General features: G+C 52.9%; 10 protein-coding genes. 8 read left to right on the forward strand and 2 right to left on the reverse strand.

What is annotated here, in order from left to right; all coding sequences use genetic code 11:
- Positions 1-94: 94 nt before the first annotated feature.
- Complete coding sequence (locus ABD852_RS11885; RefSeq protein ID WP_345028970.1) at positions 95-229, forward strand: hypothetical protein; 135 nt, start codon at positions 95-97, stop codon at positions 227-229.
- Between the two features lie 182 nt (positions 230-411).
- On the opposite strand, the gene ABD852_RS11890 is transcribed toward ABD852_RS11885, so the two are convergent.
- Both ABD852_RS11890 and ABD852_RS11895 read right to left on the reverse strand, forming a co-directional pair.
- Positions 412-4674: a M4 family metallopeptidase gene (locus tag ABD852_RS11890; protein WP_345028974.1), complete on the reverse strand. Its 4263-nt coding sequence runs from the start codon at positions 4672-4674 to the stop codon at positions 412-414.
- Between the two features lie 171 nt (positions 4675-4845).
- The gene (locus ABD852_RS11895) at positions 4846-5874 is read right to left on the reverse strand and encodes a sensor histidine kinase (RefSeq protein ID WP_345029154.1); all 1029 of its coding nucleotides are present in this window, start codon (positions 5872-5874) and stop codon (positions 4846-4848) included.
- Between the two features lie 183 nt (positions 5875-6057).
- Here ABD852_RS11895 and ABD852_RS11900 point away from each other — a divergent pair, with 183 nt between their 5' ends.
- The 7 genes from ABD852_RS11900 to ABD852_RS11930 all read left to right on the forward strand — a co-directional run bounded on the left by ABD852_RS11900 (position 6058) and on the right by ABD852_RS11930 (position 17194).
- The gene (locus ABD852_RS11900) at positions 6058-7155 is read left to right on the forward strand and encodes a Gfo/Idh/MocA family protein (RefSeq protein WP_345028976.1); all 1098 of its coding nucleotides are present in this window, start codon (positions 6058-6060) and stop codon (positions 7153-7155) included.
- Between the two features lie 4 nt (positions 7156-7159).
- Positions 7160-7732 (forward strand): RNA polymerase sigma-70 factor, encoded by a 573-nt coding sequence (locus ABD852_RS11905; protein ID WP_345028979.1) that lies wholly within the window; start codon positions 7160-7162, stop codon positions 7730-7732.
- 20 nt (positions 7733-7752) lie between these two features.
- Positions 7753-9336: a Na+/H+ antiporter gene (locus tag ABD852_RS11910; protein WP_345028984.1), complete on the forward strand. Its 1584-nt coding sequence runs from the start codon at positions 7753-7755 to the stop codon at positions 9334-9336.
- Between the two features lie 127 nt (positions 9337-9463).
- Positions 9464-10690, forward strand: coding sequence for a FecR family protein (locus tag ABD852_RS11915; RefSeq protein WP_345028985.1), 1227 nt, complete (start codon positions 9464-9466; stop codon positions 10688-10690).
- 159 nt (positions 10691-10849) lie between these two features.
- The gene (locus ABD852_RS11920) at positions 10850-14293 is read left to right on the forward strand and encodes a TonB-dependent receptor (RefSeq protein ID WP_345028989.1); all 3444 of its coding nucleotides are present in this window, start codon (positions 10850-10852) and stop codon (positions 14291-14293) included.
- Positions 14294-14331: 38 nt separating this feature from the next.
- Positions 14332-15810, forward strand: coding sequence for a RagB/SusD family nutrient uptake outer membrane protein (locus tag ABD852_RS11925; RefSeq protein WP_345028993.1), 1479 nt, complete (start codon positions 14332-14334; stop codon positions 15808-15810).
- A gap of 13 nt (positions 15811-15823) precedes the next feature.
- A complete protein-coding gene (locus ABD852_RS11930; protein ID WP_345028996.1) occupies positions 15824-17194 on the forward strand; it encodes an FAD-dependent oxidoreductase in 1371 nt (456 codons plus the stop codon).
- Positions 17195-17198 lie beyond the last annotated feature (4 nt).

The following is a 17198-nucleotide window of genomic DNA, read 5'->3' on the forward strand; positions in this document are numbered from 1 at the left end:
CCTCTGAAAAGGATTGGGTACAGGGACCGGGAGATCCCTCCACTACGGTCGGGATGACCCTCCGGTTGGTGCGGCTCCAAACCTGTTGTTGTCAATGGTAGCGCATCTGCCGGATGGTCATCCTGAGCGCAACGCAGTGGAGCCGAAGGATCTCCTGTTGCAAGAAAAAAGCCCTCTGAAAGGGATTGGGTACGGGGAGCGGGAGATCCCTCCGCTACGGTCGGGATGACCCGGAGGTTGGAGCGGCGCCATCCATCGTGTTGTCAATGGTAGCGCAGCCGAGGAATCTCCCGCTCCCTGCATCCAACCCTGGCCTAAACGGGAGATCTCTCGGCTCCACTGCGTTGCGCCCGGAAATTGTCTTCCGGAGGAAGCCCTCCGGAAGGTGAGTCGATATGATGACTATAAAACCTACTGCTTCACCAAAGGAATGACATGCCTCGTGCCTCCTTCTTCGATGACAGCCTGGTAGTACCCGGTGGGCAGAAAGCTCATGTTGAATTTCAAAGTGCCGTTTACCACAGCTATGACGGGCTTATCAATTACCTTCTGACCCGAAACGTTCACTACAATCAATGAAACGGATTGGTTCTTCTTATCGGGAAGCGCTACGCTGAAGACATCCGTTACAGGGTTAGGCCCGAATTTTAAGCCGTTCCCTCTTTTTGACGCGATTGAAATAACCGGGCTGTGGATGAAGCTGCCGTCTGAATCTACCATACGCAACCGGTAGTAGGCAAGCCCGTTGCGATGGCGCGTATCCAGGAACGAGTAGTGATGCGTTTCAACCGTATTGCCTTTGTTGTCAATTTTTCCGATTTGTTCAAATTGTTTGCCATTGGGCGAATACTCAATTGCGAAATGACTGCTGTTGACTTCCGAGGCTGTCGACCAGTTCAGCAGGTTGCCTTCATTTGTCGCCACACCGGTAAGGCCGGCAAGATACACCGGCAGCGACCCGATCGGCGGGGCGTCGGACAGACCGAAGCCGGAAAAGCCCGAATCAAAGGTAGCGGTGAATGAATAATCGGCGTCAAAGACTGCTTCGCTTTGAACTTCTGCCCATGAGGTGCTTCCCTGGTTGCCCGCGCCAATTCCACCCGCGCTCTTGCCCATCGATTTGACGGCTGATCCGTTGAAATTGGGAAGCTCTTCCGTTTTGTAATAGAGCGTGATTTCGTATTTGCCGTCCGGATTGGGATTGGCGGGTGTTACCTTAAACGTTTTGTTGGTGATCTGGTAAGCGCCAAACCAGGGGGTGGCATCGATACCGGCCCGGTCCACCTCAACCGTGGTGCAGCCGTAGTCGTGAGCGGAGAGGTTTTTGATTTTGGCCATGACGCCGCCCGTAGCCGGGTCATAAAAAACAGCGGTTTCATTAGGCCCCAGGTACTGACTGTCGCCGTTGCCGGTATTGGTTCCCGCCAAAATCGTAGTGACGTTGGAACTGGTTACCTTAATATCATCGATGGCCCAGTAATAGTCGTCTTTAGCAAGGTAACGGAAGCGGATTTTCATAGCCGGGTTGACGTATTGATCGGGAATGCTGAACGTAACCGGGGCACTGTTCCAGCCGCCCTTCGTTCCCGGGGCAGCGCAGCCGCTTGCGCAATACGTCTGAATGGTTTGCCAGGCCGAACCATCCCACACCTGGACAATTCCCTGTTCGTTGAAAGAGTTGGCATACGTTAAAAAGTAATGCCTGAACGAAAGTTTCAGATCCTTTTGTCCCAATGCATTGAACGCCGGCGATTCGAGAATTTCGTCGAACGTAACAGTGGAAGACTGGGCATATCCGAAGCAGAAAAACAGGACCCGACCGTTAGGATCCAGTTGAATGGGGCTGCCGCCGGAGGTTAGGGTAGTTCGCTTCCAGGACGTGTTGTCACTTCCGCCATTTCTGATCGTCCAGCCGGCCTGACCTGCGTCAAAACCACTGCTCAGCAAAACATTCTGGCTGTTTCCTGGCGGCAGGTCATCGTCGTTGATAGTCAATTCATGTGTCTGATTTTCCAAGCCGGCGTAACCGTCGCTGCCATTGTTGTTGAGTGTGTATTTCAACTTGATTACTTCGGCGCCTTCCGGGTAAGCATCGTTGTTGATCCGGACGACGATATCCCGGTAGAGGTTGGCGGCATCGAGTGTCACCACTGACGGAGAAAATGTAAAGTCGTTTGTCGCGCCCTCTTTGGCGGTGGACGAAGGGTCTACCGAAAGGTTGAGTGTAACGGGGCCGGAAGGGGCCTTGTCAATCATGACGCGTACCAGTTTTTCAGAATAGTCCAGGCAGTTCGCCGACCCCAGGGCAGGAGCGCTTTCATGGGTGGTTGCGTCCGCTTCCGCGAAATGAACAGCCGGCGTAGAGGCGCAGGTATAAACACTGATATCGTCGAGGTACCAGCCTTCTACTCCCGTACAATAAGAGGTGCCGAGCTCCCACCGGAGCCTGATGGTCTGGGAAGCGGTAAGCCCGAGCGAAGAGAGGTCAATGACACTGGTCCCCCAATCACTTTTTACATCACCGTCGTTCCCGGCGGAGAAGGCGCGCTGCCCCTCCAGCGGGTTCTGTCCGCCAATATTCACTGAGCGGTTGTAGGCATTGGCGACAAAAGCAGCGTCAGGAACCTGTATCCAGCTCCCGTTGTCGATCTGGTATTTGATATTCCCGCCGGACCATAGGTCTTCCATTGCCACCAGGTGGGTAAACGACAGCATGAAAGGCCCATTTGCCGAGGCTGGGATGGAAATAGCCGGGCTTTCCAGCCGCAGGAGACCGTGTTGATAGGTTGCCGGGGTACAATCGCCGTATCCGGGATCGGGGCCAAAGGCAGCTTTGCCGGGTTTGCCGTATACATTTTCTTTGATCTCCCAGTTCCTGTTGATCCAGGATGCGGGGGCGCCGGGTGTGCTGCTGACGGTCCAGTTGGTCAGGCCGCTTTCGAAGTTTTCAAAAAACAGGGCGGAAGCGGGTTTAGACCCCTCGCAAAGCGGGTCTACGGCTGCAAACAGGGGCGGGAAACCGCAGTTGTTTTCCAGCAGCAGTTCCGTTGCCTGTACTACTTTCTGAACTTCGCCCACATCGGCAAGCGTAATGACTTCACCTGATGCCGAGGCGCCATTTTCCAGCGTGCTGAGCGCGGGCAGGGCAGCCCCTATGAGATCGTTGGCAGCCGCTATCATTGCGTTGCCGAACGTTGCGAAATTGCTCGTTTTAGATAAATACTGACTTTGAACACGCCACATAATATGAGCGGCTTTAGTCAGCCCCAGCCCGCTGATCTGGTAGTTGTTGTAGTTTCCCCCATCTACAAGCAGCGCATAAGCATGATTGGGAACTCCGGAGTTAGTATGTACGCCGCCACCGTCCTCGGACCAGCAATAGAACAAAGGGTCACCCACCCGGCCGGGATCTCCCTTGCAGTTAGGGTCCCACATATCGCGTAATGCGCCGCCGAATGCAGTTGCTTTCTCAGATAGAAGCCAGCGGGTAGAGCTTCCGCAGCCGGGTTGCCGAAGGGTTTGTGAGGATTCATTTTCATCCATATAGCCGTTAAGCTGGTCAATGGTTTCTCCCCACATGTCTGAAAACGATTCGTTTAAAGCGCCGGACTGCCAGCCATATACGAGCCCGCTGGTGTATTCGGTGTAGGCGTGCGACCATTCGTGGGCCACGACATCATCGGATGCGGTACCGTTGCAATAATTGGCGGACACGCCGTTCCAATTGGCATTCGGGCAATCAATGGTCGGGTTGTTGTGGGTACTGATCATAGGGGCGTCGGTACCATTATACGAAGTGCGTCCGAAGGCATTTTTGAAAAAATGGTAGGTATGTCCGGCGGTAGCTACCGAAGACTGCTGCCAGACATTGGTGCTCAGCGCGCCCGGAAATTCATCACCTTCTTTCCAGAGGAGGTTGGCGTCCGGGCTGGCGGGGTTATACGTTTGGTTGTAGAGCCTGCGGTTGAGGCCGTGAATCCCGGTAAACTGTTCGACGACCACGCCGGTATGCGCATCAATATACAGGAACTCACGAACGTCTTTTTCGTTGGTAACTTCGACTTCGTAAACCAGGTAATTGGCGCCTTTGAAGCCCTGGACCAACCCTTTCCTGAATACATACAGGGTGTTTTTAGCGGCTTTCAATTCGCCGGGATCAACCCCTTTCCCGGCAGAAACGGAGCGAAAGGCCCTCGATTGGGCATCCTCTTTGGTGAGTGACGGGTTAGGCTCCAGCATGATATCCGGGATAAAGTTCCCGTTTACGGATCTAAGGTTCATGCGCGCATCGTAGTGGAACTTCAAGATACCGTCAAAGACCGGAACTCCTTTGTAGTGCTGGTGAACGGTCACATGTTCGAGACCATGCTGGTCTCTTACCGTTGACAGCGTAATCAGCTGATCCTGACCCTGTCTGATCCCGTAGATGTCGGCATTTTCTTTCAGAAATGCTGCGGCCCTGGCCGTCGTTGTGCCCCCTTCCAGGGGGATATCCCTTCCGGCTGATACGGTAATAAAGCCGGGAGTTCCCGTCGCTTTGCTTGTAGTAACTTTTGCCCCGGTTTTGGTAGCAAAATTGCTGATACTACTCCCGAAGTCTCTTTTTTGCGCGTATAAGGCGCCGGTTGCTGTCAGGACGGACGCAACTCCGAGTGGTAGAAGTTTTTTCCACATAGTAATGAGTAGTTGAGAGGTGAGTAATCGAAGGCGGGTATCTTCTGCGATTATCAGCAAAAGTAGAAAAAGATACGAGATAAGTTCCGAATCCGCGAATATTAAATCCTCACCCCTCAATCCTCACCCCTCAAACCTCACCCCTCAAACCTCATCCCTCAAACCTCACCCCTACTTAGCCAACTTGAAGCTGAACACCGTTCCCTTCCCAACCTGCGACATTACGGTGATAGAGGTACCGTGGGCGTTAAGAATATGTTTGACAATGGCAAGACCAAGCCCGGTGCCGCCCGAATCACGGGAGCGACTTTTATCAACCCGGTAGAAGCGCTCGAAAATCCGGGCCAGGTGCTCCTGCGAGATACCGGGGCCGTTGTCTTTCACCGAGATAGAGAAGCTTTTTTTCTCTTCTTCGATTGAGACCACTACTTTTCCGCCCTCATTGTTATACTTGATGGCGTTGCTGATGAGATTGACCATTACCTGGTCGATTCGTTGTTTGTCGGCAATTACAAGGGCCGATTCCAGCTTATCCGGCTTTATTTTCAGGCTGACGCTGCGGTCTTGGGCCACTTTTTCTAGTCGTTCGAAAATCTCCCGCGTGAGGTCCACCAGGTTGACCTTTTCCAGGTGCATGGTAGTCTCTCCGGATTCAAGCTGCGAAAGACTGACCAGGTCGTTGACCAGCACGTCGAGGCGGTCAAGGTTTTTGGCCGCCTTAATCAGGAACTTCTCCCGCACCGCTTCATCCTCCATGGCGCCTTCCAGCAGTGTGTGCACAAAGCCTTGCGCTGAAAAGACGGGAGTCTTCAGCTCGTGCGATACATCGGCAAGAAATTCCCTGCGGAACTGCTCCATCTTTTTCAATTCCTCAATTTCTTTCTGCTTACTGGAAACGTAAACAAAAATTTCGTCGTTCATTGCCTTGATGGGGTTGCTGGTTTGCAACAAGGCTTTTTTAGAAATAGAGAAGTCGCGGAGCTTCAGCTTGTGGATCGTTCGCCGCATTTTTTTAATTTCGGAGAAAACCAGCATCTCAATCGCGTAGAAAGTCAGAAAGAAAGACGACACAAAAGAGGCAATCCCGGCAGTAAAAAGGATTGTGCCGTTGGTTTCGTCAATAAATGACAGAAATGTGATGGTTATAAACGAAATGCAGAGCGACAGTAACAGAGCAATAATGCGCGGACTTAACGACATTTTCAGAACGGGCGACGTTGACACGGCAAGTTAACAAACATAATCGGTTGCACCATGTCGATATCACGCGCGGGAAAGGCAATGCCCGCATGGTAACGAAAAGTTAACAAATCCGAACGAGCTGGCTTTTCAGTAAATATTCAAGGAAACTTCTTTTATTCGCAGAAGCAAAATCTTATTAACATGGCAGATCACAATCCTCTTTTGGTGACCAGAAGGAATTTTCTGTTGACCGGGGCCACCGCCCTGGCGTCAACCCTGACATTACCTGACGTACTGGCAAAAGCCGGGCAAAAGAAAAGCCTGGGGGTAGCGCTGGTCGGATTGGGCTATTACAGTACGGATCTGCTCGCGCCTGCCCTTCAGCTGACCAAAAACTGCCACCTTGCGGGTATTGTCACCGGTACGCCCGAAAAAGCGCGGGTATGGAAAGAAAAGTACGGTTTGGAGGATAAAAATATTTATAACTACCAGAATTTTGATTCGATAAAAGGAAACCCCGATATCGATATCGTGTACGTTGTACTACCCCCTTCCATGCACAGGGAGTTTGTAATCCGGGCTGCCAGGGCCGGTAAGCATGTTTTTTGTGAGAAGCCGATGGCGCTCACTTCCAAAGACTGCGAAGACATGATCCGGGCCTGTAAAGAGGCGAATGTAGCGCTTGCGATCGGCTACAGGTGCCAGCACGACCCGAATACCCGGGAGGTGCTGAGCATTGCGAAGGAACAAAAGCTCGGGAAGGTAAAGCTGATCAGCGTAGCTGCGTCATACACGGAAAGCCGCAAAGGGCATTGGAAAATGCAGAAATCGGTAGGCGGCGGGTCTATGTACGATATGGGGGTGTATGCCCTGCAGGGGGCGCGGTTGGCGGCCGGAGAGGAGCCTGTTTCCGTAACCGCGCAATCGGTGGTGAACCGGCCTGAAATCTTTAATGAAGCTGACGAAATGATGATGTTCCAGTTGAAATTCCCATCCGGCGCTATTGCGAGTTGCATGGGCGGTCACGGAGCCAACGCCAATTACCTGAAAGTCAGCTATGAAAAAGGTACCCTTTTTATGGAGCCTTTCTCTGCTTACAAGGGGAACAAGGGAAGCAGTACATTGGGCGCGATCGATTATCCCATTGAAAACCAGCAGGCCAGGCAGATGGATGAGGATGCACTCGCCATCATGGAAAAAAAGCCGCTCCTGGTTCCGGGGGAGGAAGGACTTCGCGATATTCGCATTGTAGAGGCCATTTACAAGGCAGTAAAGACAGGAGGTTCTGTAAAGCTGTAGCAATATGGGCATTTCCAGTCGCAGTATCGGCAAACAGGCAACCGGCTCCTCCGGCGAGGAACTGGTGAAAGAACTGTTTACGACGTACTTCGACCGACTGGCTTATTTTGCCTTTAGGCTGTTGAATGACCGTGAGCTTGCCAATGACATGGCCCAGGATGCGTTTGTGAAATTCTGGCAGGTGAGATCGGAGGTGGAAGACCATCCCGTTGCGATCAAAAATTTTCTTTATACCACCGTTAAAAATTCGTGCTTAAATGCCATCCGGCGTCAGAAGGTGGCCGGAGAATACCTTTCTCACCTGGAAAGAGAATCAGAGCCCGATGGAACGGTAATTGAGGCGATCGTAACATCGGAAGTACTGCATTTACTGGATGAGGCGATTGAAGCCCTGCCGGAATCTTACCGGAGGATCAGTACTTTGGCCTACCTGGATGGTAAGAAAAACCAGGAAATAGCCGACCTGCTGGACATGTCGGTCAATACGGTAAAAAAACAGAAGCAACGCGCCCTCGAATTGCTGAGGATGAAACTCACGCCCGAGCTCCTCGCGTTGCTGCTGCTCCTCAGATATTAGATTGGTCAGACGAACTTCCGATGCAAACTATCTTACCGCTGCTGCTGGCGATGATCGCGGCGATCGTGCTGCTGGAAATGTGGGCTACCAGGCTGAAGGTGGCCTATCCCATCCTTTTGGTGATAGCCGGGTTGCTGATCAGTTTTGTGCCCGGGCTGCCGGTCATCAGAATTGATCCCGACCTTATCTTTTTCCTGTTCCTGCCGCCTCTGCTTTTTGAAGCTTCCTGGGCGGTTTCTTTTAAGGAAATGCGGAAATGGTGGCGTATTATCACGAGTTTTGCCTTCCTCGTGGTGTTTTTTACAGCGCTTACCGTGGCGGTGTTTACCAATCAGCTTATTCCCGGGTTTACTATTGCCCTTGGCTTCCTGTTGGGCGGAATCGTTTCACCGCCCGATGCCGTAAGTACCGGCGCGATCACCAGGTTTGTTAAAATCTCAAGATCTACCTCGGCCGTATTGGAAGGAGAAAGTCTGCTGAATGACGCCTCTTCCCTGATCATTTTCCGGTTTGCACTGGTAGCAGTCGGAACGGGCCAGTTTGTCCTGCAGGAGGCCATCGGGAGCTTTTTCTGGATGGTATTGGGCGGGGCTGCGATCGGGTTGGCCCTGGCCTGGTTTTTTGTGCAGGCCCACAAGCGTCTGCCTACCGACGCGCCCTCCGACATTGTCTTCACCCTCATTGAACCCTATATCCTGTATCGGGTAGCGGAAGAAGCCCACGCTTCGGGTGTGCTGGCCGTAGTTTGCGGCGGGCTGTACATGTCTGCGCAACGGCTGAATTTTCTCACGAGCGCCAGCCGTATAAGAGGGTACAGCGTCTGGGAAAGTTTTGTATTCGTGCTCAACGGCATTGTTTTCTTTATCATCGGGCTGGATCTGCCCGAGATCGTAGGTGGACTGCGCGCCGACGGCTTTCCTTTGAACAGGGCGATCGGGTATGGTGTTTTTGTGACCGTACTGCTCATTTTAGCGCGTATCATCAGCTCTTACGCCGCAATGGTGTCGACCATGATCTTCCGGCGCAGCGTGATCCCGAAAGGGCGCACAGGACGGCGCCGCTGGCTCATGCCGCTCCTGATGGGATGGACCGGCATGCGCGGGGTGGTGTCGCTGGCTGCGGCGCTGGCGATCCCGGTCACGCTAACCGACGGAAGCCCTTTTCCGCACCGTAACCTGATCCTATTCATCACCTTCGTCGTGATCCTGCTGACGTTGCTCGTACAGGGGCTCACGCTGCCTTATTTGATACGCCGCACCGGCCTTTTTGACAATATTAAGGGTGCAGAGAGCGAAGAGTCGGCCCGGAAAGAAATGAAAAAAGGCCTGAAAGAGGTGGTTTACCTGCACCTCAAAGAGCGGTACGAAAACGATCCTGACGGGCACGCCGGTATGGAGAAATTCCTGAGGCAATGGGAGGAAAGGACCAAAGCTGCCGATGACACCCGGATGACCGAAAAAAACAAAGCAATTTTTATAGAGCTGCTTGAAATCCAGCGCCGGTATTTGTCGGAACTCAATAAAGACCCGAACATTGACGAGGAAATAATCCGCCGCCAGCTTTACCAGATTGACCTCGAGGAGGAAAGACTGAAGATGATCTGATTTTTTGTGATACTTTACCCGTCGGAGGCAACTCCCATTTAGCTTTTCTGATTTTTTCTCAAAAAAAAGCGCCCCGTTTTTATCCGGTTTGCGTTTGAGATTGTCTTTACTGCAATCAAAGCGGAATATGGATAATTACGAGGAATATTATAAAACGGGCGGGTTGATAGCCAGGTATCTCAGGGGGGAACTGACTGAAAGCGAGCTGACCAAGCTCAATAGCTGGCGCAGTGAAAGTCCCGAAAACGAATCACTCTTTGTACGGCTGACGGAAGAACGGCACCTGGTGGGCGAGCTTTCACGGTACCGGGCACCGGGGAAAGATGCCGTTTTGACCAATATCCTGACGGAAATCAATGCTTTTGAGAAGCCTGCAAGAACGTTTATTTGGTACCGTTATGCTGGTTACGCTGCTGCGGCCGTTTTATTTGCCGGTATTTCTTACCTCCTTTTCAGCAGCAGGGGCGCGGACAACACTGCGATCGGACAAGGGGATTTGTCTTTCGCGCCCGGGGGGGACAAGGCCGTGCTGATCCTGGAAGGCGGCCGGAAAATTGACCTTGAAAGCGTAGCGGCGGGGGAGATAGCGCGCCAGGGGAGTTCGATCATTTCAAAATCGGAAGATGGCATCGTTTCGTATGAGCTCGACCGGCGTGGGGCGGAGTTGCCCGGAACACCCGGTGGCGGCATCAATACCATTACTACGCCGCGGGGCGGACAATACCGGTTGCGCCTGCCCGACGGCAGCAAGGTATGGCTGAATGCGCAGTCTTCCCTCAGGTTCCCGACCCGGTTCGACCGTCGCGAGAGAAAGGTGGCTTTATCGGGAGAAGCCTATTTTGAAGTTGTAAACATGGCCGCCCAGGGGGTTCCGTTCAGGGTCATTTCGGGTAACCAGACCATCGAGGTATTGGGAACGGAATTTAACGTAAACGGCTACGCCAATGAAGGAGAGATTACGACCACGCTTCTGTCGGGTAAAGTGAAGGTAGGCATAGAGGGAAAAGGTTCTGGTACGCCTGACGGTAAAATCGTGACGCTGTCGCCGGGCCAGCAGGCATCCGTAACGGGGCATGTGGACGAAATAAAAGTTTCACAGGCCAAACTCGAAGAGTCGGTCGCGTGGAAAAACGGTCATTTCCAGGGTGATGACACCGATCTGGGCGCGATTATGCGCCAGATTGAGCGTTGGTATGACGTGCAGGTAACGTTTGAAGGCGGGGTTGAGAAAATTAAATTTAACGGGAAAATTCCCAGAAACCTGCCGGCAGAGAAGGTCTTTGAAATCGTAAAAGCCAGTAACCGGAACATTCAAATCAAAACAGAAGGAAAAAAAGTCAGGATCAGTATCTGAAAACGTGACCGGCCCAACCAGGTTGGGGCCGGATACGGCGTTTCAAAAAAAGTGCCGGAGTGTTGAGGCCACTCGCGGCACGGTGTCGGAACGCCGGGCTCATTATGAAAATGAGACCAGAATCGATGTCAAACAGATTATTCCAACTCAAACAAAAGTATGGATTATTTTACCAATTACCTACCGCCCGAACGGCGGCAAAGGAGCCTGTTTGCCCGTATTGCAAAGGGTTTTCATACCGGCCTGGTTAGCCGGAAATCATGGAAGAAACTAATCATGAGATTGAAATACGTTTCCTTTTTGATTTTTATCACCTGTCTGCATGTCTATGCGAGCGGGAATGCGCAGCGTATTACCCTTTCGATCAGGAACTCCAGCATGCTGGAAGTAATGCGGCAGATTGAAAAACAGACGGGCTACACCTTCTGGATGCAGGCGGACCTCGCACATGACCAGGCGAAAGTCAATATGCGGGTGAAAAACGGTGAATTAACGACCGTTTTGGAACAACTGCTCAGGAAGCACCAGCTCACGTTTGCCATCATCGGCAAAACCATTGTGATCAGCGCACCGCCGGAGTCGGTGCAGGACGCAACACCGGACAGGGGTATCCGACCGGATCAACTGGAGTCCTTGCAGCCGAAAGAGAAATTGTCGTGGCCTGAACTCCCGGCCATGCGGGAGCGTACCCTTATAGTTGCCGCGCCTGATGAGAAAACCGTGACCGGGCGTGTGCTCGACGAAAACGGTTCGGAACTGCCGGGGGTAAGCATTATGTTGAAGGGAACCCAACGGGGTGTTTCTACCGGCGCCGACGGGACTTTTTCGCTGGAGGTACCCGAAAGCGGTGCGCTTCTGGTGTTTTCTTTCGTAGGCTATCTCACGCAGGAAGTTGCCGTAGGAACCCGGACCTCATTCGAAATTAAGATGGAACCGGACCTCAAATCGCTGGAAGAACTGGTGGTGATTGGTTACGGAACCGTAAAAAAGAGTGATCTGACCGGTTCTGTTTCCCAGGTCAAGGCGCGGGAGCTGAATGCTTTTCCGAATGCAAATGTACTGCAGGCCTTGTCCGGCAGGGCCTCAGGTGTGCATGTCCGGCAGAGCTCGGGCGCCCCGGGGGCGTCCATGTCCGTTCGCATACGTGGCGGCAACTCCGTCCTGGGAAGCAATGAACCCTTGTATGTCATTGACGGTTTCCCGATAGAAGGTAACCCAACGCAGCTGAACAACGCGGAAATAGAAAGCCTGGAAATTCTGAAAGATGCTTCCGCTACTGCTATTTACGGTGCCAGGGGTGCGAACGGAGTAGTCATGATCACCACCAAAAAGGGGGCGACGGGACGTACCAATGTCAATTTCGAGACAAGCGTCAGCAGCCAGAGACTGATCAGGAAACTCGATCTGATGAATGCAAAAGAATATGCACAGTTCTACAACGAGCAGGCGATAAACGACAACATAAAGCCGTTCTTTTCGCAGGCAGACCTGGATGGCTTCGGCGAAGGCTTCGATTGGCAGGATTTTGTCTTCACAAAAGCTCCTATGCTGACTTCCTCGCTGAATATCGAGGGAGGAAGTGATAAAACGAAGTTTTCTATCGGGGGAAGCGTTTTTGATCAGAATGGTATCGTCAAGGGGAGCGCTTACAAAAGGTATTCGCTGCAGACCAACATTTCACACAAAATAAGCGACCGGTTTACCGTGGATCTCTCGAGTACGATCAGCCGTATCGGCAACGAACAAAAAGACAGCGGCGGCGGGTCAAGAGGAGGTTCGATGATTGCGGCTGCGATCACAGCGCCTCCAACTTTGTCGCCGTACAATCCGGATGGAAGCTATACCGTGTTGTCGACTGCGTACCCTTTTATCGCTACCGATATACGGAACCCGATCAACTTCATCAACGAACGCAGCAATCTCGAGCGGCAGAATGCGGTGCTGGCCAACCTGTCATTATCGTATAAAATTATGCCTGACCTCGTCCTGAAAGTTTCAGGCGGCGTGCAGAACCGCGACAGCCGCATTGATAAGTATACGACCCGGAAGTTCTTTAATTCCCTGGGCATAGCCGATGTAACCAGTCGCCAGTTTACCAGCTTCCTGAATGAAAATACGTTGAATTACAGCCGGGTTTTTGCCGAAAAGCATAGCTTCAGCGTATTGGCCGGCGTGACGTACCAGGATTTTACCACGACGTCGCTGAGCGCCGGCGGCAACGGGTTTCTGAGCGATGACTTTGAAACCTACAACCTGGCTGCCGCCGCCAACCAGGATATACCGGGTTCGGGGTACGAAAAATCCGTTCTGGTCTCTTTCCTTGGGCGGGTCAACTATGCTTTCCGTGACCGGTACCTGCTGACAGCCAGTCTCCGCCGGGACGGCGCTTCGGTCATCAGTACCGGGTCGAAGTTTGGCTACTACCCTTCGGCAGCATTCGCCTGGCGGGTGTCCAATGAAGACTTCCTGGCAGACAACCGGGTGATTTCGGACCTGAAGCTGCGAACGAGCTGGGGCATGACCGGCAGCCAGGGAGTAAAGCCGTATACCACGCTGAACATACTGGCCGCCAATGCGACTATTTTCAACGACGGATATGCCAATACCTTTGCGCCGGGTACCACGTTGCCCGGTAACCTTCGCTGGGAATCAACTGCCCAGGTGGATGCCGGCCTGGACCTGGGAATACTTGAAAACCGGGTGGTGTTCACTGCCGACTTCTATGTTAAAAATACAAAGGATCTTCTGAGTACCGTTTCACTCCCTTCATCAACGGGTTACCTCAATACGATTATGAACGTAGGCAGGGTGAGAAATACCGGTGTTGAATTTGGGGTGGACGCGGCCGTTTTCAGAAAAGGCGGGTTCACATGGGACCTGAATGGGAACCTTTCCCTGAACCGCAACAAGGTAATAAGCCTCTACGGCGGAGAAGATATTTTACGGGACAATATAGGGGTGATCATCGTCAACGACGCGACCGGGATTCTGAGAGAAGGAAGACCGATCGGACAGTTCTGGGGGTACCGCGAAACCGGTTACGACGAGAACGGCTACATTACTTTCGAAGACCTTAACCAGGACGGGGCCATTACCCAGGCCGATAAAACTTACATTGGCGATGCCAACCCGGGCTTTATATACGGGCTCAATTCGGTCATGAAATTCAAAGGGTTGGAGTTAAGTATGTTCTGGCAGGGGAGCCAGGGAAATGACATCTTCAATGCGAGTGCCATTACCAACACCATGGACTACGGTTTCGGGCTCAATATGCCGCGGTCGGTATTCCTCAACCATTGGACGCCCGAGTCGCCGGAGGCCGCCTATCCGAAAATCAGTTTGAAATCGCCGGTGCGCATGTCAGACCGGTTTATAGAAGATGGTTCTTACCTGCGTCTTAAGAACATCATGCTCAGTTACGACCTGACTGCCGACTGGATAAAGTCGAAAGTCTTCCGCTCACTGAACGTCTACGTAAGCGCGCAGAACCTGCTGACTTTTACCGCGTATTCCTGGTGGGACCCGGAGACCAATTACAGGTTGGATCACAACAGTTATCCCGTGGCGAAGTCGGTGACCGCCGGCTTGCGGGTGGGTTTTTAACAGGTTGAAAAGTTTATCGGATCACAGAATCGTACATTATGGAAAAATATAAAAAAACAGGTCGCCCCACCCGCCGGCTGATGAGTCTTGCGGTGGTGTTGGGGCTCGCGTTAGCGGCAGTATCGTGTGAAGACGCGTTGGTAGAATCTCCCAAGGCAGTTGCGGCAGAGGGATTTTACCAAACGGCAGAAGAGGTTGAATCGGCTGTCAACGCAATTTACCGTCCGCTCAGGATCAGCACCTTTCCGAACTATATTGCCACGCTGGAGTGCCAGTCGGACTGGATGTACGGACGCGGAAGCTGGACTCCTCTCAGTGACTACCAGGGTCTCAACGATGCCAATATTACGAGGGTATCGGGCTTTTGGAATGATTTTTACCAGGCGATACGGAATGCCAACCTCGTCATCCAAAACGCTCCGAAGGGCGCTTCGATCAGTGCTGCCGACGTTGAAAAGTATGTGGCCGAGGCCAAATTCCTCCGCGCTTTTACTTACTTTCACCTGGTTCGGAACTGGGGCGGGGTCCCGTTACGGACCGAGGCCAATATGGTTGAAAAAGACCTTGCCAAAAGTACTGCCGCACAGGTTTACGAGCTCATCGTAACTGATTTGCAGGCGGCCGAATCTGTGCTGCCGGAAACACCGAAAGATGTAGGCAGGCCTTCCAGGTGGGCGGCGAAGACCCTTTTGGCAGACGTATACATGACCCTCGGCAACCATTCCGACGCCGCGGCACGTGCCAAAGAGGTAATAGACTCCGGTAAATTCAGCCTGGTGCAGGCTAAATCCGTCCAGGACTTTCAGATGAATCTCTTCGGGCCGGCCATTCTCACCACCCCGGAGGAAATATTCTACTTCAAGTACTCCCGGCTGGAGGCGCAGGGGAACTATATCCTCTGGATATCCAATCACCCCAGCACCAACCTCTTTAAATTCGGCGGCGCTTATGCCGTTCACGGTGATAAGACGAACCCGAATTTTGTAGCGTGGGATGACGACGATGTGAGGAAAAAGCTATGGGACAATATCAGTTTTGGCCTGGGGCCCAATACGCTGGTGAGTTCAAAATATGTGGACAAAGAGGCGATCAGCCAGAGCGGTGCCGGCAATGACCTGCCCCTGTACCGTTATGCCGACGTGCTGCTGATGTATGCCGAAGCGGTGGTAAAAAGCGAGGGAAGTGTTTCCGGCAAAGCAATTGAGGCGCTGAACCGCGTACGCAGGCGGGGGTACGGGCTTCCGTCCGAGGCGCCGTCCGCAGTGGACATTACGGCGGCAGATGCCGCCTCGCCGGAGCAGTTCTATGATCTCGTGATCAAAGAGCGGGGGTACGAATTCCTTTATGAAGGAAAGCGCTGGCATGAACTGAAAAGGACCGGCAAGGTAAACGAACTTGTTTTGTTCGGGAAAAAGAAAACGGTGGCCGACAAGCACCTTTTGTGGCCGATACCCCTATCGGAAATGAACTACAACGGCCTGCTGGATCCCGCCAGAGATCAAAATCCCGGCTATTAAAAAATGAAAGCTTATGACAGAGAAAATTAAACGCCGGTCGGCGCTCGCGGCACTTGGAAGTATTTCGTTCGGGGTACCGACGATCCTGAAAGGGGAGCGGTTGAGCGTCCCGTACCGGGTTGATAAAAAGACGATAAAAACTGAAATACTGGTAATTGGCGGCGGGACGGCCGGTGTGGTGGCAGCGATACAGGCCGGTCGCGCCGGTAGAAAGACCGTCCTGGTCGAGAATGGAAGCCAGTTAGGCGGTGTAACCACCACGGGTGGCGTGAATTTCCCGGGGATTTTTTTCGCCTGGGGAAAACAGGTGATCGGGGGGATCGGGTGGGAGCTGGTCCAGGAAGCTGTGGCGATGAATGATGACCCGCTGCCCAATGTGTCGGTTCCCCACGGGCGACAGCATTGGCGGCACCAGGTACGGGTGAACGGGCAGCTTTACGCGCTCCTGGCGGAAGAAAAGGTGCTGGACGCGGGCGTTGAAGTCCGTTATTACGAAACGCCGGTATCGATAAAACCGACGAAAAACGGTTGGCAGGTCACTACAATCGGAAAGGGTACTGAAACCGTAATCGAAACCAACCAGCTGATCGACTGTACGGGAAATGCCTTTGCTACTGCAATGGCCGGATTTCCGGTGCTCAGGGAGGCCGACACGCAGCCGGGAACCCTTCAGTTCAGATTGTCGGGGTACGATTTGGATACACTCGACTTCAAGATGATCCAGTCCCGTTACGAAGAGGAGGTGCGCAAAGGAAACCTTGTAAAAAAAGAGTTTTTGAATGTGGCCGGCCTGCTCAGGAATTATGGAGACAACGTGCAGCACATTGCGGGCGCGGACTCCACCACTTCGGAGACGCATACGTCGGCCAACCTCAGGGGACGGGCTTCGCTGATGCGGATGCTGCGTTTTTTGCGGACGCTCCCGGGACTGGAAAAAACAAGGCTGCAGGACGTGCAGAATGAAATTGCTGTCCGGGAGACCTTTCGCATCGATGGCCAGTACCTGATTACACACGAGGACTATGTGACGGGAAAAGTATATGATGACGCCGTGTCCTATTCCTATTACCCGATCGATCTGCATGATGACAAGGGGGTAATTCCCCGGCACCTCGTAGAAGGGGTGGTGCCGACTATCCCGTTGCGCGCCCTTGTACCCCGGGGAAGCCGGAATTTCCTGGTAGCAGGTCGTTGCCTCAGCAGTGACCGGCTGGCCAACTCCGCGTTGCGCGTCCAGGCCTCCTGCATGGGAATGGGCCAGGCCGCAGCCGCTGCGGCAGCATTGGCCTGCGCTTCCGGAAAAACACCCCTGGAGGTGCCGCATGCCGATCTGAAAAATCTTCTTGAAACACACGGCGCAATTGTTCCCGTCAAAAACACCTAGCGGA

It is taken from the genome of Ravibacter arvi, assembly GCF_039540405.1.
Classification (GTDB): Bacteria; Bacteroidota; Bacteroidia; order Cytophagales; family Spirosomataceae; genus Ravibacter; species Ravibacter arvi.

Excerpts from the sequence above, each read along its gene's own strand:
- ABD852_RS11895 (WP_345029154.1), bottom strand. The coding sequence starts at position 5,874 with ATGTCGTTAAGTCCGCGCATTATTGCTCTGTTACTGTCGCTCTGCATT.
- ABD852_RS11920 (WP_345028989.1), top strand. The coding sequence starts at position 10,850 with ATGGATTATTTTACCAATTACCTACCGCCCGAACGGCGGCAAAGGAGC.
- ABD852_RS11930 (WP_345028996.1), top strand. The coding sequence starts at position 15,824 with ATGACAGAGAAAATTAAACGCCGGTCGGCGCTCGCGGCACTTGGAAGT.
- ABD852_RS11925 (WP_345028993.1), top strand. The coding sequence starts at position 14,332 with ATGGAAAAATATAAAAAAACAGGTCGCCCCACCCGCCGGCTGATGAGT.
- ABD852_RS11910 (WP_345028984.1), top strand. The coding sequence starts at position 7,753 with ATGCAAACTATCTTACCGCTGCTGCTGGCGATGATCGCGGCGATCGTG.
- ABD852_RS11915 (WP_345028985.1), top strand. The coding sequence starts at position 9,464 with ATGGATAATTACGAGGAATATTATAAAACGGGCGGGTTGATAGCCAGG.
- ABD852_RS11905 (WP_345028979.1), top strand. The coding sequence starts at position 7,160 with ATGGGCATTTCCAGTCGCAGTATCGGCAAACAGGCAACCGGCTCCTCC.
- ABD852_RS11900 (WP_345028976.1), top strand. The coding sequence starts at position 6,058 with ATGGCAGATCACAATCCTCTTTTGGTGACCAGAAGGAATTTTCTGTTG.
- ABD852_RS11890 (WP_345028974.1), bottom strand. The coding sequence starts at position 4,674 with ATGTGGAAAAAACTTCTACCACTCGGAGTTGCGTCCGTCCTGACAGCA.
- ABD852_RS11885 (WP_345028970.1), top strand. The coding sequence starts at position 95 with ATGGTAGCGCATCTGCCGGATGGTCATCCTGAGCGCAACGCAGTGGAG.